Below are 23,293 nucleotides of genomic sequence, written 5' to 3'. Positions count from 1 at the left end.
GACCCGGGGCGCCGACGTGAGACGATGACCACTTCGGGCACTCAACAGATGGCCGTCAGGTGTAACTTACGGTTCCGTAGGTACGATGCGAGGCATGACTGCGTTCGCCCCCGACACGCCCAAGGACCCGCAGGCCGAAGGCCGGGGCCCGGTGGCGACCTCTCTGCCCCACCCCGTCAAACCCAAGCTCCGCGGCTGGCTCCACCTCGGCATGTTCCCCGCCGCCCTGGTCGCCGGACTGGCGCTCACCGCCTTCGCCGACTCCCCCCGCGGCCGCCTCGCCTGCGGCGTCTACGCGCTGACCGCCTGCCTGCTGTTCGGCGTGAGCGCGCTGTACCACCGGGGCAACTGGAGCCCGCGCATGGACGGCGTCCTGCGCCGCCTCGACCACGCCAACATCTTCCTGATCATCGCGGGCACCTACACCCCGCTGACGATCCTGCTGCTGCCGCACTCCCAGGGACGCTGGCTGCTGTGGGGCATCTGGGCGGCGGCGGCCGCCGGGATAATCTTCCGCGTCTTCTGGGTCGGCGCCCCGCGCTGGCTCTACACGCCCTGCTACATCGCGATGGGCTGGGCCGCGGTGTTCTTCCTCCCGGACTTCCTGCACACCGGCGGCGTCGCCGTGCTCGTCCTGGTCGTCGTGGGCGGCGTGCTCTACAGCGCCGGCGGCATCGTCTACGGCATCAAGAAGCCCAACCCCTCCCCCCGCTGGTTCGGCTTCCACGAGGTGTTCCACACCCTCACCCTGGCCGCCTTCATCGCCCACTACGTGGGCATCTCGCTGGTCGCGTACCAGCACGCCTAGGAGGCGCCCGGGGGCACCCGCACCCCGCCACCCGGTACAGGCCGCGGCTTCGACGCCGCGGCCTTCTTCGTGTCCGCGCCGGGCGCCGATGCCGGCGGTCCGCGCCGCGACTCCGCGCTGTCACCGCCCTGCCGGTGACGGCGTTCCCGCCCGACGGCGGGACCGCGCCCGCCGCAGAGGCCGGTGATCGGGACATGGCCGCCACGGAGGCCGGTGCACGACAATGACCACCATGACGGCCGCACGATCCCCCCTCGCTCCCGACGCCCCGCCCCGCCCCGGACTGCGCGAACGGAAGAAGATCAAGACGAGGGAGGCCATCCGCACGGCCACCTACGCGTTGGTCGAGCGGCAGGGGTACGACGCGACGACGATCGAGCAGATCGCCGAGCGGGCCGAGGTGTCCCCGTCGACCGTCTCGCGCTACTTCCCCACCAAGGAGGACATCGTCGTCACCGACGGGTACGACGAGCCGCTGCTCGCCGAACTCGCCGCACGGCCCGCCGACGAACCCTGGGCGGAGTCCGTCCGGCACGTGATCCGCAAGGCGGTCCAGCTCGCCGTGGCCGAGCAGCCGGACGTCACCGTGCTGCGCTCCCGCCTGATGCTGGAGGTGCCGGCGGTGCGCTCACGGATGGCGGAGAGCCTGTCGGGGACCGGACGGCTGCTCACCGAGGCGATCGCCGGCCGCACCGGACTCGACCCGGACGGCCTGGAGGTGCGGGTGCACGCCATGTCGCTGGTGAGCGGACTGCTGGAGGCCACCGCGTACTGGGCCGAGCACGACCACCGGGACGACTACGCCGACCTCGCCGACCGCGCCCTCGACGTGCTCCTGCAGGGCCCGCCCGCCGGGAAATCCTGAGGCCGCGCACCCCGGTCATGTCATCCTGACCGGGTGAACGGTCCCGAGATCCACGTCGAGTTCGCCCCCGAGCTGCTGGTCTTCGTGGCGCAGGCCCGCGCCACGGGCACCGTCCGGACCGCCACCGACGGCGTCGCCGGCCTCGGCCACGTCGTCGAGTCCCTCGGCGTCCCGCTGACCGAGGTGGGCGCACTGCTGGTGGACGGCCGCGAGGTGCCCGTCGGACACGTCCCGGCCGCCGGCGAGTCGGTGACCGTCCGCCCGCACCCGCACCCGCAGCGGGTGCCCGGCGCCCCCCTGCGGTTCCTGCTCGACGTGCACCTCGGGACCCTGGCCCGCCGGCTGCGGCTGCTGGGCGTGGACACCGCGTACGAGTCGACCGACATCGGCGACCCCGCCCTGGCGGCCCGCTCGGCCGCCGAGAAGCGGGTCATGCTCAGCCGCGACCGGGGCCTGCTGCGGCGCCGCGAGCTCTGGGCGGGCGCCTTCGTCTACAGCACCCGGCCCGAGGAGCAGCTGACGTACGTCCTCGACCGCTTCGCCCCCGAGCTGCGGCCGTGGACCCGGTGCACCGCCTGCAACGGCCTGCTCCGCGCGGCCGGCAAGGAGGACGTCGCCGACCAGCTCGAGGAGGGCACGCACCGCACGTACGACGTGTTCGCCCAGTGCGCGGACTGCGGACGCGCCTACTGGAAGGGCGCGCACCACGAACAGCTGGAGGCGATCGTCGAGCGCGCGGTCGCGGACCGCTCCGGCCGCCGCTGACCCACGGCTCGCCCAGGACTCCCAGGTCCTTCCGGGTCCCCCGGGCCTCACGTCCGCCGGGTCAGGAGGCGGCGGCCTGCCGGTACCGCTCGGCCGTGCCCACGGCGGTGACGTACCCGCTCAGGCCGAGGCGGTCGGCGAGGACCGCGGTCTCCACCCGGTTGCGGGTGCCGAGTTTGCCGTAGATGACACTGAGGTGGTCCTTGATCGTGGCCGGGCTCAGCAGCAGTGAGCGGCCGATCTCGGCGTTGGACAGGCCGGCCGCGAGCATGGTGCAGACCTCCGCCTCCCGCGCGGTCAGCGCCTTGGCCCGGGCGTGGACGTCCGGCGGGAGCGCCGCGCGGTCCAGCGCGCCCACCAGGGAGGCGATGGCGGTCGAGGTGAAGACGCTTGCCCGCCGCGACCGCGCTGATCGTGTTCCGCAGCGTCTCGGGGTCTCCTTCGGGACACAGGACGGCCGCGGCCCCGCCGCGCAGGGCCTCGCACGCGACGTGTCCCTCGGTGTCGGGGATGAGCAGCACCGTCTTCGGCGGGCGTCCCAGGTTCTGTAAGGCGGCCATCATCAGGGTGACCCGGTCGGAGGAGGCGGGAAGGGCCGCGACGAGGACCTCGGGGGCCCACCGGCGCACCGCGGCGGTGACCTCGTCACCACCGCACACATCCATGACGTCCAGGTCCGACGCCTCGTCCAGGATCGCTGCCAGACCTGCCCTGGCCAAGCGATCGTCGTGCGACACCAGTACACCGATCACGTACTGCTCCCCGCTCGTAGCTGATCCGCTGGGTCGTGGAACTGCGCCTTCCATACTGAATGACGAGTACATGCATTTGCACGTGCGGGCCGCGAAGTTGAGCTGGATCTGAGGTCCGTCAGCCGGTGCGCTGCGTACAAATGCCCAGCACGCACAGCAATCTGATGTTCCGCCACGCCCCGGTACCGGCTCCCTGCGCGCCCGCGGGCGCACCCCCGCCGTTCGGCGGGTCCCACTACCGCCGCCCGGCCGATGTGAGTCCCGGCCGTCCCTGTGCATGATCGCTCGGCGACGTCACGGAACGGCCATAACCAGGGGGATCACGTGCAGGCTCAGCGAACGACGTTCACACCGTCCGACCTCGAGGTGGTGCCCGCCGTGAACGCACTCCTCGGGCAGCTCGGTGTCGGCCGGCTGGAGACCGAGGAGGTCGAGTCGCTCTTCGGGCGCAACGAGAACTGGGCGGGGACCACGTCGACCGGAGCGGGCGTGTTCGTCAAGCGGGTCTCCCTCGACGGCGGTCCCGAGGACGCGGCGCTGCGCATGGCCCGCTCCCGGTCCTTCGCCGCCCTCGTGACCGGCCTCGCCTCGCCCGACCTCGCGACGCCGGAACTCATCGGGTACGACGAGGAGTCACGGGTCCTCGTCTTCCGCCTGCTGGAAGGCGCCCGCACGTTCGCGGAACTGGCCGCCGACGACGACCTGGACGCCGGTCTGGCCGCCCGGGCCGGCCGCGCGACCGGACTGCTGCACCGGCTCGACGCCGGAAAGGCGCACCCCCCGCTGGACGACGCGCCGTTCCCGTTCCCGAACCTCGGTCTGCTGCGCGCGCTGCCCATGGCCGGCTTCCTCGGACTGACCTTCGCCGAGGTCACCCTCTGGGGCATCCTGCACGGCGACGCGGAGCTCGCCGCCGCCCTGGCCCGGCTACGCGCCGCGGAGGAGGCCGCGCCCCGGGTGCCCGCCCACTGCGACCTGCGGTTCGACCAGTTCCTGCTGGTTGACGGCGTCCTCCACCTCACCGACGGGGAGGAGTTCCGCGCCTCCGACGCGGCACGGGACATCGGCTCCCTCGCCGGCGAGTGGCTGTACCGGGCCGTCACCGGCATCGTGGGCCGCGGCTCCGGGGACGAGCCCGACGTGCTGACCGTGCACGAGCCGACCCACGAGGAGATCGTGGCGCGCGGGGTCCGCGAGATGGACCGGGTGCGCCCCCTCATCCGTGCGTTCTGGTCCGCCTACCGCTCCGTACGCACCACCGACGATCCCGGACTGGCCGCCCGCGCGACCGCGTTCGCCGGCTGGCACATGATCGACCGCGCGATGGCCACGGCGGCACGCGGCAGCAGGCTCCCGGCCGTCACCCGCGCGGCCATGGGCATCGGACGCACGGCGCTGCTCGCCCCGCAGAACTTCGTGGGCGCGCTGGGACTGGAGGAGAACAGATGACGGCGCTTCGGACGGACCCCCGCCCGGCGGCCGGCGGGCTCGACCCGCGACTGGCCGAGGCCCTCACCGCCGTGCACGTCGCTCCCGACGGGCTGTCCGCCCGCATCGGGGACAACGAGATCACGGTGGACAGCCGGCGGGGGCTCAAGGACCGGCTGGCGGTGCTGATCTACGAGAACCTGCACGCCGGCCGTCCCGAGCGGGACGAGAAGATGCCGCGGACCCTGCGCGACCCGGAGTTCGAGCGGCTCCTGCACGACGCGACACCGCACGCGACGACTCCGTGCCGGGCCCGCCTGTGCGGTCTGGAGGACGGCCTGCCGGTGGTCGTGCTGGACGGGGTGCGGGTCCGGCTGCCGGACACGGCGGCCGATCCGTCCGGCGCGCTGCGGGCGGCGGCCGGACGCGCCGCGGCCGGGGCCGAGGAGTGGGCCGACATCGTCGTCCCCGCGGTACGGCCCGCGCTGTCGCCCGGATTCTTCCTGGCCGACGGATCGCACGGCCGTCCGGCCGGCGGGGCGGTGCTGCGTCTGTACACCCACGTCACGCACTGCTCGTACGCCCCGGCCGTGTGGGGGAAGGTCCTGGGCGCGCTGGAGGCGGCCGGTGTCCCCTACCGCGCCAAGATCAGCTCGTCGCCGCTGCTGTACCCGCGGCGCGACGCCCTGGTGGTGTACCTGGGCGCGGAGGCGCTGCACGCCGTGGACACGGTCCGCGAGGCGGTCGTGGACGTGCCGGGGCTGGGCGACGAGACGTCACCGTTCACCCACCGGCTCGCCCCCGGGTTCGCCGTGGCGTGGGAGCCGGACGACGAGCGGCCGGGCCGCCGTCACCTGAGCTTCGGCGAGCACCGTTCCGCGGCGGTGGCCGAAGGCCTGATCGGCCACCGACTGGCCCCCGGGCACCCGACGGCCGCCGCGGCCGTGGCCGCCGCGCTCCGCGACGCGGGCGTCGACCCCGCCCACCCGGCGCGGAGCCTGCGGCAGCCGTACGCCGGCGCGCCCGGGGAGGTGTAGGGATGCCCCGTCCGCCGGCCCTGCCCGCCAGGGAGAAGACGCGTCTGGTGCTGTCCGTGCTCGCGAAGGAGTGCACGGTCTCCGAGGCGGCCCGCGCCGCCCGGGTCTCGGAGCAGTCCATCGCCAACTGGCGCCGCCAGTTCCTCGAAGGAGGGAGCGCCGCGCTGGCCGGCCGGTCCGCGCCGTCCTCCACGGAACAGCGCGAGGCCGCCCTCGTCGCCGAGGTGCACAAGCTGAAGCAGGCGCTCGGCGAGGCGTACGTCGAGGTCATGGCCTGGCGCCGCACCGGGGACCACCGGCAGGTCCCTTCGAGGTCCTCGAAGCAATACGAACGGAACTAGGGATCCCGGTTTCGAGGTTCTGCGTGATCTTCGGGATCCCGCGCCGGACCTACACCCGGCACTTGCAGAGGCACAGAGCCCAGGAGGGGCAGAACAATGCGCGGTCCGAGTGATGCCGGGACACCGGCGATCACCGTACGAGGACTGACCATGCGGTACGGACGGCGGGAGGTCCTGCGCGGCATCGACCTGACGGTCCGGCACGGCGAGGTGCTGGCCCTGCTCGGCCCCAACGGGGCGGGCAAGACCACCACCGTGGAGATCCTCGAGGGCTTCCGGACACCGACGGGCGGCCATGTGGAGGTGCTGGGCGAGGATCCCGCGCACGCGGACGAGGGATGGCGTGCCGGGATCGGCGTGGTGCTGCAGTCGTGGCGCGACCACGCCCGCTGGCGGGTGGGCGAGCTGCTGGAACACGTGGCCTCCTGCCATCCCGCGCCCCGCTCGGTGGCCGGGACCCTGGACACCCTCGGTCTGACGGAGCAGGCGGGCCAGACCTGCGGGCGCCTGTCCGGCGGGCAGCGGCGACGGCTGGACGTCGCGCTCGGCATCATCGGCGACCCCCTCCTGCTCTTCCTCGACGAGCCGACGGCCGGTTTCGACCCGGTGGCCCGGCGCGAGTTCCACGAGCTGATCGAACGGCTGAAGGAGGGCGGCATGACCATCGTGCTGACCACCCACGACCTGCACGAGGCGGAGCGCCTGTCCGACCGCACCGCGGTCCTGATCGACGGCCGTATCGCCGCCTTCGGCACCAACGCGCAGCTCGCTCAGGACGCCCGGGCGCAGGCCCGGGTGGTGTGGCAGGAGAACGGCGAGCGGCGCGAGGAGACCGCCGAGGACCCCTCCCGGCTCGTGTGGGAGCTGCACCGGAAGTTCGACGGGCCGGTCCCGGGACTCGAGGTGCACCGGCCCACTCTGGAGGACATCTACCTGCGCATGGTCGCGGAAGCGGGGGCCTGATCATGACCGGGACACCGACCACCACCCGGCCCGGAGCCGGCTCCTTCCCGCTGCGGCGGGTCCTGGCCGTCGGGGTGCGGCGCGGGCTGCTGGAGATGCGTCAGATGCTGCGCACCCCGCGCGAGGCGTTCAGCCTGCTGAGCACGCCGTTGCTGTTCGTCGTGCTGAGCACCCTCCTGGACGGCGACATCCCCGGCTCGGACGTGCCGATGGCGGAACTGCTGGTGGCGGGCGGCGTCACCACCATGGTCGTCCAGGCAGGGCTGCTCTCGCTCACCCAGACCCTGGCGGTGGAGCGGGAGGACGGCACGCTGCTGCGCATGCGGGCCGTGCCGCACGGGATCCCCGTCTACCTGGTGGCGAAGACCGTGGTCGTGGCCGTGACCGCGGTGGGCGGCGGCGCCCTCACCCTGACGGCGGGCGTCCTGGTGGTCGGCTCGTCGGCGCCGGCCGACGCGCGCCACTGGCTGATCCTGCTGTCCGTGCCGGCCGTCGGACTGCTCGCCCTCGTGCCCTTCGGCGCGGTGCTCGGCGCCGTCCTGCCCAACGCCCGCGAGGCGCTCGGCTTCCTGATGATCCCGATGCTGGCCCTGATGGTGTTCTCGGGCATCTACTTCCCGGTCACCGCGCTGCCCGGCGCCGTCCAGGACGCCGTCCAGGCCTTCCCCCTGAAGTGGACCGCGCAGGGCGTGCGGGCCGCGCTCCTGCCGGACTCGGCGCTCAGCGCGGAGACGTCCGCCACGTGGGAGCTGTCCAAGGTCTACGCGATCAACGGCGCCTGGGCCCTGATGGGCTTCCTCGTCGCCCCGCGCGTCCTGCGCCGGATGACCCGTCGCGCGACCGGTACCCGACCCCAGAGAACCGAGGCCCCGGCATGAGCCGAACCCTGAAGCACATCTCCGCGATCTTCCCGATCCAGCCGGACGCGCTGGAACCGATGGTGGAGATCGGCACGTTCGCCCGCGACGCCGGAGTCCGCCGGATGTGGCTCGGCCAGTCGCTGCGGGTCGAGACGCACCTCGCGCTGGCGGCGTTCGCCGCCCGGGTGCCGGGAGTGGCCCTCGGCACCAGCGTGGCGCTGACCGTTCTGCGCCATCCCTACCAGGCCGCGGTCGAGGCCCGCTCGATCAGCGCCCTCTCGGGCGCCCCGTACGTCGCGGGCTTCGGTCCCGGACCGGTCGGTTTCCAGCAGCAGCTGCGCGGCGAGCGGTACCCGAAGCCGCTGCGCGCCATGAAGGAGTACGTGTCGGTCGTACGGCGCCTCCTGGACAGCGAGAAGGTGGCGCACGAGGGCGAGTACTTCACCTCCGGCGCCCCCTTCATGCACGTGCCCGCGCCGGCCGTCGAGGTCGGACTCGGCGTGCTGCGGGCCGGCATGGCGCGGACCGTCGGCGAGGTCGGCGACGCGGCCATCACCTGGCTCACCCCGCACTGGTACATCGGGGACACCCTGGTGCCCGCCATGACCGAGGGGGCCGAGCAGGCCGGGCGCACCCGGACGCCGCGGGTGGTGTCGATCCTGCACGCCGCGGTGGACCGGCCGGGCCGCAACATGCGCCGCACCGTCTTCACGGCGACCGGCCCCCACCTGGCGTCGGAGCACTACACGGACATGCTGCGGCGGGCCGGAGTGGCGGTGGACGCCCGGGAGCCGGTGAAGGGCGCCGAGGCGCTGATCGAGCAGCAGGTGTTCGCGACCGGCACCGCCCAGGACGTCGCGAAGGTGGTCCGGGCCCACCGGGACGCGGGCGTGGACGAGATCGTGCTGAACGTCTGCGGTGTCTACCTCACCGAGGGGTCCCGGGCGGCGCTGGAGGACCTGGGCGAGATCCTGGAAGCGGTCGCCGCCGATGACTGACCTGCGGTCCCATCCCGAGCTGGGCGAGATCCCGGTGTTCACGGGGCGCCGGCTCGTCCTGGTGGTGACCGGTGCGCTCAGCGCGGCGCACACCCCGTTCTGGCTGAACTGGCTGCGCACCGGATACCCGGAGACGAGCCTGCGCGTGCTGACCACCCGGTCGGCCGGACGGTTCGTCACCCGGCAGGCGCTGACGTCGATCAGCGGCACCGTGGCCGAGTCCGACGAGTGGCCGGAGGAACCGGCCGCGCACGCCCCGCACGTCGGACTGGCGGAGTGGGCCGACACGTTCGTCGTCGCCCCGGCGACCCTCAACTTCTGCTCCCGCCTGGCCGGCGGCCTCGCGGACAGTCCCGCCGTGCTCGCCCTGCAGTGCACCACGGCGCCGGTGGCGGTCGCGCCCTCGCTGCCGCCCGGGGGCCTCACCTCCTGGGCGTACCGCAGGGCGTGTGCGGCGCTGGAGGAGATGCCGCACGTCACCGTGGTTCCGCCGGTCCCCGGTCTGAGCACCACGACGGGCCGCCGGGACGCCGCGCTCAACGCGCCGATGCCCTCGGTGATCGCGGCGGCGGAGAGGCTGCGGGCCGGGCGGGAGGCACCGTCGTGACCGCGCCGGCCGTGCCGGGCGGGGTCGTCGCCGAGTTCGGCACCGGCTACCTGGCCACCCGGGTCCTGGCGGCGGAGCGCGGCTACCTCTGGTGCCGCGGGCCAGGACCCGCACGCCCCCGCCCGTTCACACCCGTTCCGGACGCGGTGGCCGAGGCGTCCCGCGCGTGGACCGCGCACGGCACCCGGGTGGTGCTGGGCTCGCCCGGGTCGCCGTACCCGGACGACCGGCGGCCGGACCGCACGCGGGACGGCGCGGAGACCGAGCGCCACTACCGGGTCCCTGCCCCGTACTCGCTGGGGCACGTGCTGGGCAACCACGCGGCGGCACCGCTGCCGTGGGCGGCCCTCCCGCGACTGCTGCACCAGGTGGGGTCGGTCCTGCGTCGGGTGCACACGGCGTTCGCCGACTCCCCGGCCCCCGGCGGGCCCGCCGGCGCCGCCCGGGTCGCGGGCTGGCTGGCGGGCACCCCGGTCACGCCGGCCGCCGGGCGGCTCCGGCAGGAGGCGCTGGCCCGGCTCGGCGGTGCCCGCATGCGGCGCGCCGGTGAGTGGTGCGCGGACCTGGCCGCCGGCGGGACGGGCGAACGGCCGGTCCTGCTGCTCGGGGGCGTGTCGCTCGGCTCGGTGATCCCCTCGCCGGGCGGGGACGCGTGCGCCGTGCTGGCCGGTGAGGAACTCGCCACCGGGCGTGCGGCGTTCGACCTGGGCTGGACGGTGGGGGAACTCGCCGAGTTCCGGCTCCTGCACTTCACCGGCCCGGGCGACGGGGCCGCGGCCGAGCACTGCGCGTCGGCGGCGCGGGCGCTGCTGAGCGGCTACGCCACGGCGACGGCCCCGGACGGCCCACGGCACGGCCCGGCGGACACGCGACCCGGCCCGGCGGATCCGGAGCCCGATCTCGACGCGGTGGCCCGGTCCGCGGTGCTCCGCATTCTCGCCCACGGCGTCGACTACGCGGCGTTCGTCGGCTGGCGCGACCAGCTGACCGACTACCTGGACGTCGTCGCCGGGCTTCTCGACCACCCCATGGGGACCATCGAAGGACCTCCGGGCGCCCCCGCGGGGCGGCGCACGGGCCCTGGAACGGAGGAACAGTGATCGCACAGAACGCCCACTACAACGAGAAGATGGCGAGCGTCTACGAGCAGATGTACCCGATCGGGTTCGACACCGACGCGGCGGTGGAGTTCCTCTCCGGTCTCGTGGACCCCGGGTCGAGAGTGCTCGAACTGGGCATCGGCACCGGACGGATCGCGGTGCCGATGGCCGAACGCGGCTTCCGGCTGCACGGGGTCGACGCCTCCGAGGCGATGCTCGCCAAGCTCGCCGAGCGGGACGAGAAGGGTCAGGTCACGGCCCGGCTCGGGGACTTCACCCGGCCCGGGCTCGACCTGGGCGGCGACTTCCCTCTCGTGACCCTGGTCCTGAACACGTTCTTCGTGGCCGTATCACGCGAGGCGCAGCTCAACTGCCTGCGCAACGTGCGGGACCAGCTGGCCGAGGGCGGCCGGTTCGTGCTGGAGGCCTTCGACCCGTCGCCCTACCATGTGCTGACCAAGCCCGACTTCTCCATGCGGTTCCTCGGCCCGAACGCCGTCATGCTCGACACGCTGATGGTCGACCGGTCGCAGCAGATCATGGTCGCCACGCACACCATCCTGGACGGCGGAGCGCCCGAGACCACCCAGCACGTGCTGCGGTACGCGTTCCCCCTGGAGATCGACCTGCTCGCCGAGCTGGCCGGCCTGAGGCTGGTGGAGCGCTGGGCGGGATGGCACAAGGAGCCGTTCACCGCGACCAGCCCCCGCCACGTGTCGGTCTACGAGCGGGCGGAGTAACCGGAAGCCGCGAGGGCCGCGGTACCGGAAGTGAAGGAGGAACCCATGGTTGAAGGAGTCGCGGGCGCCGTCGCCGTCGGCATCACCACGGTGCTGGGGGTGGCCAGCGACCGTACGTCGAAGAAGCGCGCGCAGGCGTTCACCCGGCAGTACGGCTCGTACGAGGGATTCCGGCAGCAGGTGGACGAGGCGCACGTCCAGGAGGTCCGCAGGACCCGGGGTGACGTGGCGGCGATCAAGGCCGTCCGGGACGCGCACCCGGCGGTGTCGCTGCGCCTGGCGAAGCGCTACGTGGAGCAGCTGCCGGCTGTCTGACGCCCCTCGCCCGGCCCGGGCGGGCGGCTCGCCCTCGGAGAACGACAGCGGGCGGCCTTCCCGGGCTTTCGCATGCCCTTTTTCCGGGCGCGCCGGCGCGAAAAAGCGGAGCCAAACTTTCCCCTCGAATTCGGTGAGCCACTTCTGAATTCGCGCTGGATTTCGGCCACGGGAAGCGGATAGAAAAGTCATCGGCCGGCGGAAAGGTTCCGCCGATTCGATTCTCCTGCGAGGAGTCACAGTGAACACCACCGACGCCCTGATGGCCGGATACGCCGCGTACACCTCGGCCGACGAGATCGCCGCGGGCCAGGACGGCGGCGCCCCGGAGATCAGCCCCGTCTCCCTCTCCATCGCCGTCTCCATCACGGAGTCGTCGTACGTCTGCAGCGCGGGCGTCAGCCTGAGCGTCGGTTACACCGTCGGCAACGGCTGCTGACAAGTCCGCCACCGGACCGGAAGCTTTTTCCGGACCGACACGGATTCGGATTACCGGAGGGCGGACAGGCCCCCCGGAGCACATTCCCGACCGACGGTGGAAAACTTCCGCCGCATTTCTCCAAAGAGGAGTCACAGTGAACACCACCGACGCCCTGATGGCCGGATACGCCGCTTACACCTCGGCCGACGAGATCGCCGCGGGCCAGGACGGCGGCGCACCGGAGATCAGCCCCGTCTCCCTCTCCATCGCCGTCTCCATCGCCGAGTCGTCGTACGCCTGCAGCGCGGGCATCAGCATGAGCGTCGGCGTCACGGTCGGCAACGGCTGCTGACCCGCCGTCATCTCCGGCCGGCCGGTCCGGCGCCCCGCACGGGCGCCGGACCGGCGGTCGTCCGGGTCCCGGCGCGGCGGTCGTCCGGGTCCCGGCGCGGCGGTCGTCCGGGTCCCGGCGCGGCGCGCCGGCACCCGTCCACCACGTACACGAAAGGGGCACGTCCTGTGCGGCAGTTGACGCTCGACAACGGCCTGCGGGTGGTGCTCGACGCCCGCGGCGACGCCCCGGCCGTCGGCGTCGCCGTGCACTACGGCACCGGGTTCCGTGGCGACCCCGTGGGGCGCAGCGGCTTCGCCCATCTCTTCGAGCACCTGATGTTCCAGGGCAGCGGCCGCGTCACGCCCGGCGAGCACTTCTCCGTCGTCCAGGGGTCCGGGGGCACCGCCGGCGGCTCGACCCACCAGGACCACACGGACTTCTACCAGGTCGCACCCACCGCGGCGCTGGAACGGCTGCTGTTCCTGGAGGCCGACCGGATGGCGGGCCTGCGTCTGACCGAGGAGGGCCTGCGCGCCCAGCTCCGCGTGATCCGCGAGGAGATCAGGACCCAGGTCACCGGACGTCCCTACGGCGGTTTCCCGTGGACCGTGCTGCCCGGGGTGCTCTACACGTCGTACGCCAACGGCCACAACGGATACGGGGACGTCGAGGGCCTGCACGACGTGACGCCCGAGGAGTGCGCCGCCTTCCACGACACCCACTACGCCCCCTCCCGGGCCGTCCTCACCGTCTGCGGCGGTTTCGACGAGACGGAGGCCGCCGAGCTGGTGCGCCGGCACTTCGGGCCGCTTCCGCCCCGCCCGGCGGCCGGGCCCGTGTCCCTGGCGGAGCCGCCGCCGGCCGGCACGCGCACCGGTACCCGCGAGGACGGTCACGCCCCGCTGCCCGCGCTCGCCCTGGGGCACCGGATGCCCGATCCGGCCCGCCGGCTGCCCGCCTACGTGGCCCACATGGTGCTGTCGGCACTGCTGACCGGCACCGCCCGGGGTCTGCTGACCCGCCGTCTGGTCGCAACGACCGGACTGGCCGCCGCCGTCCGGTCGGCGTGCGGGTTCTTCGGCCCCCTGCAGGCGCGCGACCCGGACACCTTCCACGTGGTGGTCACCCGGCGTCCCGAAGCCGCCCCGGAGGACGTCCTGGCGGAGACCGACGACGTCCTGCGCCTCCTGGCGCGGCAGGGTCCCACCCCCGGCGCACTGGAGCGCACGCGGGCGCAGATCCGTGTCTCGCTCGCCCGCGGCTACGACAGCCTGCTCCAACGGACCCGCCACACCGGCGCGTTCACCCTGCTGCACGACCGGGCCGAGCTGGCCGACGACCTGCCCGGGCTGGTGGCCGCGACCGGCCCGGACGACGTGGCCACCGCCGCCAGGAGCCTGCTGAGCACCCCCCGTGCCGTACTGGGCCTGCGCTCCACCCGGGAGGCGGCTCCCGCATGACGACCTCCCCCGCGGCGCTGCCCCCGTTGGGCTCGTTCCGTCCGTTCCCGCTCCCGCCCCACAGCGACGACGTCCTGGCCAACGGCCTGCGGGCGGTCACCGTGCGCACGGGCTCGGCCCCCCTGGCGGAGATCCGTCTGTTCGTGCCGATGCCCGCCCACGCCGTCGACCCCGCGACCGCCGAGGTCCTGGCGGCGCTGACGGCCCGGGACTGCGCGCGCCGCGCCGGCGCGGGGATCGACAAGGACCCGCACCGGGAGGGCTCGGTCGTCTCCGTCTCCTGGACGGGACGCCGGCTCGCGGCGAGCGCCTCCGTCCCGGTGGAGGCCGTCGACTGGGCCCTCGGCGTGCTCGTCCGCTCCGTCACCCGCCCCGACGTCACCAGCGAGGACTGCGAGCAGGTGGCCGGCGTGCTCGCCGCGCGCGCGGACGACCGGCACGCCCATCCCCTCACCGCGGCGCACGCCGCGCTGCACGCACACCTCTTCCCCGGCTCCGCGCGGCACCCGGACGCCGCCGCCCTGCGGGCCGTCACCGCGGAACACGTCACCGCGCTGCACGCGTCGGCCGTACGGCCCCGGGGCTCCCACCTGGTGGTCGTCGCCCCCTGTGACACCCGGGCCGCCGTCGAAGCCTTCGCGGGCTGGCCGGACACCGGACCACCTCCGCCGGCGCCCCCGCCGCCCTGGTCGGTGAGCGGACCGGCCGGAGTGCCCCGTCCCGGCCCGGCGGGGCACGCTCAGGTGATGCTCGCGGCCCCCGTTCCCGCCCGGACCGACCCCGTTTTTCCCGCGCTGAGCATCGTCAATTGCCTGTTCGGCGGTTATTTCTCCTCACGTCTCATGCGGCGACTGCGCGAGGACAACGGATTCGTCTACAGCGTTGAATCAACCATCGACGATTCTTTGCCGCACACCTCCGTCCTCATCACCTATGCGACGGACCCCACGACGGTTCCTGATTCCCTGCGGGCGACCGGGCGGGAACTGCGCGCCCTCGTGTCCGATCCACCGGACCGGCGGGAGATCGACGCCGCCCGGGAGCACATGACCGGAATCACCTCCATCGGCCAGACCTCGCAGTCGGGACTCGCCACGGCGCTGATCGGAGTGCTCGGCAGCGGACTGGATCCCGGGTGGCTGTCCGCCTTTCCCGCCCTGCTCCAGGAGGTGACGGTGGACCAGGTGGTGGAGTGCGCCCGGCGCCTCTACCGCCCGGAACGCTTCACCGGAGTCGCCCTCGGGGCGCCCGGGGCGTGGACGGACGCGTTCCTGCGCGGATGACCCAGGGGCCGGCATCGGCATTCTCGGCGGAACCACCATCGGAGCCGCCACCGAGAATGGCGTCACCGGCCCTTTCCGCGCACCTGCGGACCCTTTTCGTCCGGAGAATCCCCCACCCTTTCCACAAAAGGGAACCCAACTTTCCCGCCGGGAGAAGTGGGCCAGTAAAGATTCTTCCCGGCCCGATTCCCCAGCACGTCCGGCATTCACCCCAAAGAAAGGGGGTGGAAGCGCCTCGGACCCCGTGAGAGAAATGCACCCGTCACATCCCTTTCCCAACGGAGGAAGCATGAACACCGCGGACCAGCTCATCGCCGGCTACACCGCCTACACGGACTCGGCCGAGATCGCCGCCGACGCCACGGCCGAGGCCCCGGCGATCAGCCCGACCACCACGGTCACGATCGTCTCCGTCGAGAGCGTCCTGGCCTCCATCGGCGGTGCCGCCAGCTTCAGCGCCGGTTACACCATCTCGTCCGGCTGCTGACCCGGTGCCCGGCCGGCCCTCGGTACACCCCGCGTCCGAGAGGCCGGCCGGGCGCTTCCGCCCGTCCCTCCCCGGAAGGAACCCCGCCATGAGGACCGGCCCCACCTCTTCGCCACCCGCTCGGCCCGGCGTGCGGGTCCTTCGTGACCTGCTGCGGGAGAACACCGCCTCGGTCTGCGCCGCCCTGGTGCTGAGCCTGGCCGCGACCGCCGCGACACTCGCCATTCCCTGGCTGGTCAGAGACCTCATCGAGGTCCTCGGCCGGCGGGAGTCGGTCGTCGGCGTCCTGGTCTGGATGGTGCCGCTGGCGCTCGGCGCGGCGGCGGCCTCCTCGCTCTCCGGCTACCTGCTGGCCCGCACCGGCGAACGGCTCGTGCTCCGCCTGCGCTCCCGCGTCATGGAGCACTCCCTGCGGCTGCCGCTGTCCGGGGTGCGCGCCACGGGCCCGGGCAACCTCGTCGCCCGCATCACCTCGGACGCGATGCTCCTGCGCTCGGTGGTGGACGCGGGCGTGGTGCAGGTGCCGGTGGCCGTCGTCACCGCCCTCGGCACGATCGTGCTGATGGCCTTCCTGGACCTGCTGCTCGTCCTCCTCGCCTTCGCGTCCTTCGCCGCGGCCGGGTGCGCGATCTGGTTCGTCCTGCGGCGGGTACGCAAGCGCTACGAGTCCATCCAGATCGCCACCGGCATGCTCGCGCAGCGGTTCACCACGTCGCTGGCCTCCCTGCTCACCATCAAGGCGCACCGGGCCGAACGCCGTACCGCGCGGGCCCTGACCGCGGACGCCGACGCACTCACCACGGAGATGCTGCGCGCGTCCCGTCTCCAGTCGGTGGTCCTGCCGCTGATGTCCCTGGGACAGGAGGTGGCCCTCGCCGGCATCGTGATCGCGGGCAGCGCCCGGATCGCGCACGGCGCCCTGACGCTGGCCGACTTCATCGCCTTCATCCTGTACCTGCTCCAGCTGGTCAGCCCGGTCACGATCATCGTGATGGGGTTCGGACGGCTGCAGACCGGCCTGGCCGCCAAGGCGCGCTTCGAGGACCTGCTGTCCCTGCCGACGGAACCGAGCGAGGAACCCGCCGCGGCCGACGGCACGGCCTCCCCCGTCCCGCCCGACGCCGCCGGCACCCCCGCGACCGGCCGGCCGGCTCCGGCGCACGCCGCCACCGCGGTCCGCTTCGACGGGGTGTCCTTCTCCTACGACGGCCAGCCGGTGCTGCACGACGTGTCGTTCAGCGCGCCGCGGCGGGGCCTGACCGCCGTCGTGGGCCACTCCGGGGCGGGCAAGTCCACCCTCTTCCACCTGGTCGAGCGGTTCCTCCACAGCGACCGGGGCACGGTGAGCGTCCTGGACCGCGACGTCACCCGCTGGACGCTGCACGACCTGCGCTCCCGGCTCGGCTACGTCGACCAGTCGTTCACGCTGCTGGAGGGCACGGTACGGGAGAACCTGCTCCTGGGACTCGACACCCCGCCAGGACAGAGCACGGCGGAGCTCGACGAGCGGCTCTCCACGGTGCTGAGGTCGGTGGATCTCCACGACGCCGTGCAGGCCCTGCCGCACGGCCTGGACACCGAACTGGGTCGCGCCACCGACCTCTCGGGCGGTCAGCGGCAGCGTCTCGCCCTCGCCCGCGCCCTGCTGAGCCCCGCCGAGGTCCTGCTGCTCGACGAGCCGACCTCCCAGATGGACGCGGTGAACGAGCTGAGGCTGCGGGACGTCGTCGACGAACTGGCCCGCGACCGGTCGGTGATCGTCATCGCGCACAGGATGTCCACCGTGATGCACGCCGAACACGTCGTGGCCCTCAAGGAGGGCCGGGTGGTCGCGGCCGGCACGCACGCCGAGCTCATGGAGGACAGCGAGTACTACCGGAACCTGGTGGAGAACCAGCGCTGGGCCCCCCTGGAGCCCGCCGGCGCCGCGGGCTGACCCCTACGGACGGTGCGGCCGGCGCTCCCGGGCAACGACCGCACTCCGAGGGTCGCTCCCGCACCGCAGGGGGCCGCTCCCCCGCACCGCACGGGGCCGCTCCCCGCCCCCCGGAGGGGCGGCCCCCGCCCCGCTCAGCCTCCGAGCGCCGTCCGCAGGCGGTCCGGGTCGGTCGTCGGGGCGTCGCAGGTGAAGTTGCGGCAGACGTAGGCGGCCGGGGCGCCGTCGACGAGGGGGCGGTCGGCGAGCAGCGGGAACTCGTCGCTTCCCTGGGTCCCCACGGCGACCACCGCGCCGGGCGCGGTGCCCAGGAGCGCCGTGCGGTGCAGAGTCGTCGTCGCCGGGTCGTCCGGGCCCTGTCCGACCACCGCGATCTCCCGGGGACCGTCCAGGACGGCCTCGGCGACCGCGAGGCCCCAGCCGATGAAGCGGGGGACGCGAGGGCCGAGCGCCTTCACCACGCCCAGGGCCCGCTCGGCCGCGGTGCGGTGCGGCTCGGAGCCGGTGTGCGCCGCATAGCCCAGCAGGGCGCCGGCGGCGGCGGTCCAGCCGGACGGGGTGGCGTTGTCGGTGGGGTCCTGCGGGCGCCGGATCAGCCGCTCCGCGTCCGACGCCGTGTCGTAGAGGGCGCCGGACTCCGTGTCCAGGAAGCGGGTCAGGACGTGGTCGACGAGCAGGCCGGTGAAGTCCAGCCACACGCCCTCGCCGGTCACCGACGCCAGCGCCAGGAAGCCCTCGGCGACGTCGGCGTAGTCCTCCAGCACGCCCGCGTTGGCGCCCACCTGGCCGTCCTTGCTGGTCCGGGCGATACGGGCGTGCTCGTCCAGGTGCACCCGCACCAGCAGGTCACCGGCGGCGACCGCGGCCTCGACCAGGTCCGGCCGGTCGAAGTAGGCGCCCGTCTCGGCGAGCGCGGCGATCGCCAGGCCGTTCCAGGCGGCGACCACCTTGTCGTCCCGGCCGGGCGCGGGGCGCCGGTCGCGCGCCGCGAGCAGCCGCTCCCGGACGCCGCCGATCCGGGCGGCGTCGAACACCTCGTCGCGCTGCGGCAGTTGCAGCACCGACGCGCCCTCCTCGAAGGTGCCTTCCTCGGTCACCCCGAAGTACCGGGCGGCCAGCTCCGCGTCGTCGTCGCCGAGCACCGCGCGCAGTTGCGCGGGCGTCCACACGTAGTAGGCGCCCTCGACGTGCCGTCCGGTGCCGCCCTCCCGTCGCCCGCCCTCACCCTTCTCATGACGCCCCTCGGGCGGCACCACCTCTTCGCTGTCCGCGTCCAGCGCGGACGCGAACCCGCCCTCGGGGGTGCGCAGTTCACGGACCATGAAGTCGGCCGTCTCCAGCGCCACCCGGCGCGCCAGCTCGGAGCCGGTGGCCCGCCACAGGTGGGCGTAGACCCGGCAGAGCAGGGCGTTGTCGTAGAGCATCTTCTCGAAGTGCGGCACCACCCAGTCGCGGTCCACGGAGTAGCGGGCGAAGCCGCCGCCGAGCTGGTCGTAGATGCCGCCGCGCGCCATCCGCTCGCAGGTGTCCGCCGCCATCTGCAGGGCGCCCTCCGCGCCCGTGCGGGCGTGGTGGCGCAGCAGGAACTCGATCACCATGGACGGCGGGAACTTCGGTGCCCCGCCGAACCCGCCGCGCTGCGGGTCGTACTCCCGGGTCAGCCCGAGCAGCGCCTGCGCCAGCTCCTGCTCGCCGGGCACCTGGTCGTCGCCGTAGGCCAGCTCCCGGCCGGCCAGGTCCCGGGTGATCTTCCCCGCGACGTCGCCGACCTCGTCCCGCCGCTCCTCCCAGGCCTGCCTGACCCCCTCCAGCACCTGCCGGAACGACGGCATGCCGTGCCGGGGGGCGGGCGGGAAGTACGTACCGAAGTAGAACGGCTCGGCGTCCGGCGTGAGGAACACCGTCATCGGCCAGCCGCCGTGCCCGGTGGCCGCCTGCACCGCCTCCATGTACACGGCGTCGACGTCCGGGCGCTCCTCGCGGTCCACCTTGATGCTGACGAAGTGCGCGTTCATGTCGTCGGCGGTGGCCTGGTCCTCGAAGGACTCGTGGGCCATCACGTGGCACCAGTGACAGCTGGAGTAGCCGACGCTCAGCAGCACCGGCACATCGCGCCGCCGCGCCTCGGCGAAGGCCTCCTCGGACCAGGTCCACCAGTCCACGGGGTTGTCGGCGTGCTGGAGGAGGTAGGGGGACGTGGCCTGCGCAAGTCGGTTCGCCATGTCTCCATCCTCGCGCACGCCGGCCGCCCGCCGCGGGACGGACGCCGCCCCGGCCCGTCGCGCACCCGGAGGGTCCCGGGTCACACGGCGGCATGGCGGGAGCGGGCCCCCGGGCCGTGTGAAGGGATCGTGACGGCACGGCCGTTGATCGTCGCACCCTCGCGCCGGAGGCCCGGCCGCAGCACACTCGTAGGCGACGAAGTCGCCGCCGGAGGGGGACGAGACATGCGGGACGGCCATCGGGCGGAAGCCGAGCGGCTGTTGGCACGGGCCGTGGAGGAGGAGGTGCGCCGGACGGGCGGGCGCACCGACGGGAAGGTGCTGCTCTCACGGGCGCGCGGGGCGCTGGACGCGATGGCGCACACGGCGGCCGAGGAGTACGAGGCGTACACCCGCGCCCTGGACGAGACGGAGGCCGGCCGGCTCACCTTCCGGCAGCGCTACGCGCGCGAGGGCGCCGGGACGCCGCTGCTGGTGGCCGGGGTGGCGGGCCTCGCGGCCGTGGTCGCCGACATGGCGCTGGGGACGGGCACGGGGACCGCGCTCGGCGCGGGGGTGGCCGTCGGCGTGGTCGGCGCGGCGGCGACGGTGGTGAAGGTGGCCGGGGCGCATGTGCCCGCCGCCCACCACCGGGCCGGTGCGGCCGGCCAGCCGGGCGGGCCGGACCAGCTGCGCCTGCAGTGGCTGACGGCGCTGGAGGTGCGCGGCATCCGGCCGTTCCTGGACCAGCAGCGGGTCCTGACCGCGTCCACGGCGCCGAAGACGACCGGACCGCGGCTGCGCGGCGCCGACAAGAGCGCCGCGGCCCGGGGGCGCAGCGTCCTGGAGCAGTCGTTCGGGCAGCTGCCGGAGCCGCTCGGCGCGTTCGCGGGCCGGCGGCAGGAGATGGCGCGGATCCGGCAGTGGGTGCGGGCGGCCCGCGCGAGCACGGAGACCCGGCCCACGGTGGTGGTGCTGCACGGGGTGTCCGGGAGCGGCCGGACGACGCTGGCGGTGCGGGCGGCGCACGACCTGAGGGACCACTTCCGAGGGGCCTGCGTCGTCGACCTGCGCGGCGCCGGCTCCGGCGAGCCCCCGCTGTCCACCCGGGACGCGCTGCTGCACCTGCTGAACCGGCTCGGGGCGCCGCGTGAGCAGCTGCTGTTCCGGGAGCGGTCCTCCACGGACCAGCAGGTCAAGCGGCTGAGCGAGCTGTACCACCAGCATCTGACCGGGACGCCGGTCACGATCGTGCTGGACGACGCCTCCGACCCGCAGCAGGTCCGCACGCTGATACCGGAGCGTTCCGACAGCCTGGTCCTGGTCACCTCCCGCGCCCCACTGGGGCTGCCGGAGGACCTGCCCGCGACGGTGCACCAGCTGCCGGTGGAGCCGCTGGACCCGGCGGGCGCGGAGGAGCTGCTGGCCGCCGCCGCGCAGGACGACGCCGGCCCGTACGACGCCGAGGCCACCGAACGGGTGCGGGAGCTGTGCGGGGGGCTGCCGCTGGCGCTGCGGCTGGCCGGTGCCGCCCTGGGGCCGCGTTCGCCCCTCGCGCTCGCCACCGACCTCGGCGCCTACGGTCCCGTCGAGCCGGTCGAGCGCGCCCTGTGGCTGCGCTACACCGACCAGCCGGAGACCGTACGGCGGCTGCTGCGCCGGCTGGCCCTCGCCGGACGCGCCTCGCTCGGCGCCGCCGCTGCCGCCGCGCTGCTCTCCACCGACGAGGCGGAGGCGACCCGGCACCTGGCCGCGCTGCACCGGGCCGGACTCGTCGACCGGGTACGGCACAGCCGGTACCGGCTGCACGACCTGGTGCGCGCGTTCGCGCTGGCCCGGCTGCTGGACGAGGAGAACCCGGACGAGCGCGCGGCCGCGCAGGAGCGGCTGATCGTGAACTACGCCGAGCTCGCCGACTCGGTGCTGCGGCTGGTCGACGGGAACGTGTCGACCCGGTCCGACCGGTTCGGCTCGTACGGCTTCACCTCGCTGGACGAGGCGCTGCACTGGCTGGACGACGAGTCCAGCTTCATCACGGCGGCGCTGCGGCACGCGGAAGGCGTGGACCAAGGCGCGGTGCTGAACCTGCTCGGCGCCCTGTGCGACTACTGCCTGCTGCGCGGCGACCTCTACCGGCTGGGCGAGATCAACGAGCTGGCGCAGGCCGTGGACGAGGGGCTGCTGGTCCGCTCGGTGCAGTGGCGCACCGGCATCGCGGCACGTCAACTGGGCGAGCTGGACAAGGCGCGGACCACCCTCACGTCGGTGGTGGACCTGTACCGGGAGGCGCAGCACGAGGCGGGGGCGGCGCGGGCGCTCACCTCGCTCGGCATCACGCTGCACCACCAGGGCAACCTGACGGAGGCGTCGGCGCGGCTGCGGGAGGCGCTGGAGCTCCAGGCGTCGAACGCGCTGGCCACGGACCGCGCCTGGACGATGCACGCGCTGGCGGCGGTGGAGCGGGACCGGGCCCGGCTGGCCGAGGCGCTCCAGCTGCTGACGGAGTCGCTGGTGTTGCACCGGGCGGGCGAGTCCGTGCACGGGCAGGCGTGGGCGCACTTCCAGCTGGGTCAGCTGCATCTGCGCCGGGGCGACGTGCCGCGCGCGGAGGGCGAGCTGCGCACCGCCCTCGACCTGTACGGCCGCACCCGTGACGCGCGTGGTGAGGCGTGGGCGCTGACCGAGCTGGCACGGGCCCGGCTGGTGGACGGGGACGCGGGTCCCGCGGTGGAGGAGCTGCGCCGGGCCGCCGGACGGCACCGGGAGAACGAGGACGCGCGCGGTGAGGCGTGGACGCTGTACTACCTGGGCCAGGCCCTGGAGGAGACCGGTGACCTGGACCGGGCGGTGCGCGAGCTGGAACGCGCCCGCACGATGTTCTCCCGCATGCGGGACGTCTACGGCCTGGCCTGTGCCCGGCACCACTCTGCGCGGGTGACCCGGGACCAGCGGGCGGCGCAGACGGGCAGCCTGCGCAACTCCGGCTTCGCCCGTCAGCTGCTGGTCGACGCGCGCGCCGACTTCCAGCGGATCGGGGTGGCGCACGGCGAGGGGTGGACGTGCCTGGAACTGGCGGTCGTCGACGCGGGCAACGCGCGCACCCCGCAGGCGCTGGCGCTGTGCGACGAGGCGGTGACGCTGTTCGCCTCCTACGGCGACCGGCGGGGCGAGGACTGGGCACGCTTCCTGCGCTGCACGCTGCTGCCGTACGCGGCACCGGGCGGCACGGAGGTCGGTACGGCGGTGGCGCAGCAGGAGCTCACGGAGCTGGGCCGCGCCGGCCACCCGGCCCGCGACCCCAAGCTCACCGACTGCGTCGAGGCGTACCAGCTCCTGCTGGAGCGAGGCGTCGCCCTGGAGGCCGGCTGGCAGGCCTGGAACCTCGGCCTGGTCCCCACCCGCCGCGCCCACGAAGTCATGGGCGTCCCGGTCCCCGTGGACGCGTGACCCGCGCCGCGCCCGGGCCCGGGCCCGGGCTTACGGGGCTTTCCGCCGCACCCGGTGCGGCGCGCTGCACGCCGTCGGCGTCGCCGCGGCCCGGAAGCGGCGCGAGGCATGCCCGAAGCGGCACCCGGCGCGGGTGCCGGGTGCC

General features: G+C 74.1%; 22 protein-coding genes. 20 read left to right on the top strand and 2 right to left on the bottom strand.

Annotated features, from left to right (window positions below):
• The first annotated feature begins 94 nt into the window (after nucleotides 1–94).
• The 3 genes from ACIF8S_RS10885 (at nucleotide 95) to ACIF8S_RS10875 (ending at nucleotide 2,438) form a co-directional block, all read left to right on the top strand.
• Nucleotides 95–808, top strand: a complete 714-nt coding sequence (locus ACIF8S_RS10885) for a hemolysin III family protein (RefSeq protein WP_399998694.1) — start codon at nucleotides 95–97, stop codon at nucleotides 806–808.
• A 232-nt stretch (nucleotides 809–1,040) separates the two neighbouring features.
• The gene (locus ACIF8S_RS10880) at nucleotides 1,041–1,673 is read left to right on the top strand and encodes a TetR/AcrR family transcriptional regulator (protein ID WP_399998693.1); all 633 of its coding nucleotides are present in this window, start codon (nucleotides 1,041–1,043) and stop codon (nucleotides 1,671–1,673) included.
• Nucleotides 1,674–1,706: 33 nt separating this feature from the next.
• Entirely contained in the window at nucleotides 1,707–2,438 is a 732-nt protein-coding gene (locus ACIF8S_RS10875; RefSeq protein WP_399998691.1) for a Mut7-C RNAse domain-containing protein, read from the top strand.
• A 61-nt stretch (nucleotides 2,439–2,499) separates the two neighbouring features.
• Here the strand turns inward: ACIF8S_RS10875 and ACIF8S_RS10870 are convergent, their stop codons facing one another.
• On the bottom strand, nucleotides 2,500–2,796 hold the full coding sequence (locus ACIF8S_RS10870; protein ID WP_399998690.1) for a LuxR C-terminal-related transcriptional regulator: 297 nt from the start codon (nucleotides 2,794–2,796) through the stop codon (nucleotides 2,500–2,502).
• Nucleotides 2,797–3,514: 718 nt separating this feature from the next.
• Here ACIF8S_RS10870 and lxmK point away from each other — a divergent pair.
• The 16 genes from lxmK to ACIF8S_RS10790 all read left to right on the top strand — a co-directional run bounded on the left by lxmK (nucleotide 3,515) and on the right by ACIF8S_RS10790 (nucleotide 17,500).
• Entirely contained in the window at nucleotides 3,515–4,639 is a 1,125-nt protein-coding gene (lxmK, locus tag ACIF8S_RS10865) for a class V lanthionine synthetase subunit LxmK (protein ID WP_399998689.1), read from the top strand.
• Nucleotides 4,636–5,655 carry a T3SS effector HopA1 family protein gene (locus ACIF8S_RS10860; protein WP_399998687.1) on the top strand — a complete coding sequence of 340 codons (1,020 nt, stop codon included), beginning with the start codon at nucleotides 4,636–4,638 and terminating at the stop codon, nucleotides 5,653–5,655. Before lxmK ends, ACIF8S_RS10860 begins: the two co-directional genes overlap by 4 nt.
• Before the next feature lie 2 nt (nucleotides 5,656–5,657).
• Nucleotides 5,658–5,996 (top strand): helix-turn-helix domain-containing protein, encoded by a 339-nt coding sequence (locus ACIF8S_RS10855; RefSeq protein ID WP_215212207.1) that lies wholly within the window; start codon nucleotides 5,658–5,660, stop codon nucleotides 5,994–5,996.
• 150 nt (nucleotides 5,997–6,146) lie between these two features.
• Nucleotides 6,147–6,959 (top strand): ABC transporter ATP-binding protein, encoded by an 813-nt coding sequence (locus tag ACIF8S_RS10850; RefSeq protein ID WP_399998686.1) that lies wholly within the window; start codon nucleotides 6,147–6,149, stop codon nucleotides 6,957–6,959.
• A 2-nt stretch (nucleotides 6,960–6,961) separates the two neighbouring features.
• Nucleotides 6,962–7,837: an ABC transporter permease gene (locus ACIF8S_RS10845; RefSeq protein ID WP_399998685.1), complete on the top strand. Its 876-nt coding sequence runs from the start codon at nucleotides 6,962–6,964 to the stop codon at nucleotides 7,835–7,837.
• A complete protein-coding gene (locus ACIF8S_RS10840; RefSeq protein ID WP_399998683.1) occupies nucleotides 7,834–8,817 on the top strand; it encodes an LLM class flavin-dependent oxidoreductase in 984 nt (327 codons plus the stop codon). The genes ACIF8S_RS10845 and ACIF8S_RS10840 overlap by 4 nt, the downstream gene beginning before the upstream one ends.
• On the top strand, nucleotides 8,810–9,424 hold the full coding sequence (locus ACIF8S_RS10835) for a flavoprotein (RefSeq protein ID WP_399998681.1): 615 nt from the start codon (nucleotides 8,810–8,812) through the stop codon (nucleotides 9,422–9,424). The genes ACIF8S_RS10840 and ACIF8S_RS10835 overlap by 8 nt, the downstream gene beginning before the upstream one ends.
• Complete coding sequence (locus tag ACIF8S_RS10830) at nucleotides 9,421–10,524, top strand: hypothetical protein (protein WP_399998680.1); 1,104 nt, start codon at nucleotides 9,421–9,423, stop codon at nucleotides 10,522–10,524. Before ACIF8S_RS10835 ends, ACIF8S_RS10830 begins: the two co-directional genes overlap by 4 nt.
• Nucleotides 10,521–11,264: a class I SAM-dependent methyltransferase gene (locus ACIF8S_RS10825; protein WP_399998678.1), complete on the top strand. Its 744-nt coding sequence runs from the start codon at nucleotides 10,521–10,523 to the stop codon at nucleotides 11,262–11,264. The genes ACIF8S_RS10830 and ACIF8S_RS10825 overlap by 4 nt, the downstream gene beginning before the upstream one ends.
• A 45-nt stretch (nucleotides 11,265–11,309) precedes the next feature.
• Nucleotides 11,310–11,579, top strand: coding sequence for a hypothetical protein (locus tag ACIF8S_RS10820; RefSeq protein ID WP_215214903.1), 270 nt, complete (start codon nucleotides 11,310–11,312; stop codon nucleotides 11,577–11,579).
• A gap of 241 nt (nucleotides 11,580–11,820) precedes the next feature.
• Entirely contained in the window at nucleotides 11,821–12,018 is a 198-nt protein-coding gene (locus tag ACIF8S_RS10815; RefSeq protein WP_215048017.1) for an LxmA leader domain family RiPP, read from the top strand.
• Nucleotides 12,019–12,154: 136 nt separating this feature from the next.
• Complete coding sequence (locus ACIF8S_RS10810; RefSeq protein ID WP_136239709.1) at nucleotides 12,155–12,352, top strand: LxmA leader domain family RiPP; 198 nt, start codon at nucleotides 12,155–12,157, stop codon at nucleotides 12,350–12,352.
• 167 nt (nucleotides 12,353–12,519) lie between these two features.
• On the top strand, nucleotides 12,520–13,794 hold the full coding sequence (locus ACIF8S_RS10805; protein ID WP_399998676.1) for a M16 family metallopeptidase: 1,275 nt from the start codon (nucleotides 12,520–12,522) through the stop codon (nucleotides 13,792–13,794).
• The gene (locus ACIF8S_RS10800) at nucleotides 13,791–15,077 is read left to right on the top strand and encodes a M16 family metallopeptidase (RefSeq protein ID WP_399998675.1); all 1,287 of its coding nucleotides are present in this window, start codon (nucleotides 13,791–13,793) and stop codon (nucleotides 15,075–15,077) included. The genes ACIF8S_RS10805 and ACIF8S_RS10800 overlap by 4 nt, the downstream gene beginning before the upstream one ends.
• A gap of 289 nt (nucleotides 15,078–15,366) precedes the next feature.
• Complete coding sequence (locus ACIF8S_RS10795; RefSeq protein WP_215214908.1) at nucleotides 15,367–15,564, top strand: LxmA leader domain family RiPP; 198 nt, start codon at nucleotides 15,367–15,369, stop codon at nucleotides 15,562–15,564.
• Nucleotides 15,565–15,652: 88 nt separating this feature from the next.
• Nucleotides 15,653–17,500 carry an ABC transporter ATP-binding protein gene (locus ACIF8S_RS10790; protein ID WP_399998674.1) on the top strand — a complete coding sequence of 616 codons (1,848 nt, stop codon included), beginning with the start codon at nucleotides 15,653–15,655 and terminating at the stop codon, nucleotides 17,498–17,500.
• Nucleotides 17,501–17,634: 134 nt separating this feature from the next.
• On the opposite strand, the gene ACIF8S_RS10785 is transcribed toward ACIF8S_RS10790, so the two are convergent.
• A complete protein-coding gene (locus tag ACIF8S_RS10785; RefSeq protein ID WP_399998672.1) occupies nucleotides 17,635–19,722 on the bottom strand; it encodes a thioredoxin domain-containing protein in 2,088 nt (695 codons plus the stop codon).
• Nucleotides 19,723–19,947: 225 nt separating this feature from the next.
• Between ACIF8S_RS10785 and ACIF8S_RS10780 the strand changes: the two genes are divergently transcribed.
• Nucleotides 19,948–23,148: a tetratricopeptide repeat protein gene (locus tag ACIF8S_RS10780; RefSeq protein ID WP_399998671.1), complete on the top strand. Its 3,201-nt coding sequence runs from the start codon at nucleotides 19,948–19,950 to the stop codon at nucleotides 23,146–23,148.
• Nucleotides 23,149–23,293: the final 145 nt, after the last annotated feature.

Source organism: Streptomyces sp. NPDC085937, from assembly GCF_044540535.1.
In the GTDB taxonomy this organism is placed as follows: Bacteria; Actinomycetota; Actinomycetes; order Streptomycetales; family Streptomycetaceae; genus Streptomyces.
The sequence above is the reverse complement of the archived record's forward strand: the minus strand, read 5'-3'. Positions and strand labels throughout refer to the sequence as shown.

Excerpts from the sequence above, each read along its gene's own strand:
- ACIF8S_RS10795 (WP_215214908.1), top strand. The coding sequence starts at position 15,367 with ATGAACACCGCGGACCAGCTCATCGCCGGCTACACCGCCTACACGGAC.
- ACIF8S_RS10840 (WP_399998683.1), top strand. The coding sequence starts at position 7,834 with ATGAGCCGAACCCTGAAGCACATCTCCGCGATCTTCCCGATCCAGCCG.
- ACIF8S_RS10860 (WP_399998687.1), top strand. The coding sequence starts at position 4,636 with ATGACGGCGCTTCGGACGGACCCCCGCCCGGCGGCCGGCGGGCTCGAC.
- ACIF8S_RS10785 (WP_399998672.1), bottom strand. The coding sequence starts at position 19,722 with ATGGCGAACCGACTTGCGCAGGCCACGTCCCCCTACCTCCTCCAGCAC.
- ACIF8S_RS10790 (WP_399998674.1), top strand. The coding sequence starts at position 15,653 with ATGAGGACCGGCCCCACCTCTTCGCCACCCGCTCGGCCCGGCGTGCGG.
- ACIF8S_RS10855 (WP_215212207.1), top strand. The coding sequence starts at position 5,658 with ATGCCCCGTCCGCCGGCCCTGCCCGCCAGGGAGAAGACGCGTCTGGTG.
- ACIF8S_RS10880 (WP_399998693.1), top strand. The coding sequence starts at position 1,041 with ATGACGGCCGCACGATCCCCCCTCGCTCCCGACGCCCCGCCCCGCCCC.
- ACIF8S_RS10800 (WP_399998675.1), top strand. The coding sequence starts at position 13,791 with ATGACGACCTCCCCCGCGGCGCTGCCCCCGTTGGGCTCGTTCCGTCCG.
- ACIF8S_RS10835 (WP_399998681.1), top strand. The coding sequence starts at position 8,810 with ATGACTGACCTGCGGTCCCATCCCGAGCTGGGCGAGATCCCGGTGTTC.
- ACIF8S_RS10780 (WP_399998671.1), top strand. The coding sequence starts at position 19,948 with ATGCGGGACGGCCATCGGGCGGAAGCCGAGCGGCTGTTGGCACGGGCC.
- ACIF8S_RS10845 (WP_399998685.1), top strand. The coding sequence starts at position 6,962 with ATGACCGGGACACCGACCACCACCCGGCCCGGAGCCGGCTCCTTCCCG.
- ACIF8S_RS10850 (WP_399998686.1), top strand. The coding sequence starts at position 6,147 with ATGCGGTACGGACGGCGGGAGGTCCTGCGCGGCATCGACCTGACGGTC.
- ACIF8S_RS10820 (WP_215214903.1), top strand. The coding sequence starts at position 11,310 with ATGGTTGAAGGAGTCGCGGGCGCCGTCGCCGTCGGCATCACCACGGTG.
- ACIF8S_RS10885 (WP_399998694.1), top strand. The coding sequence starts at position 95 with ATGACTGCGTTCGCCCCCGACACGCCCAAGGACCCGCAGGCCGAAGGC.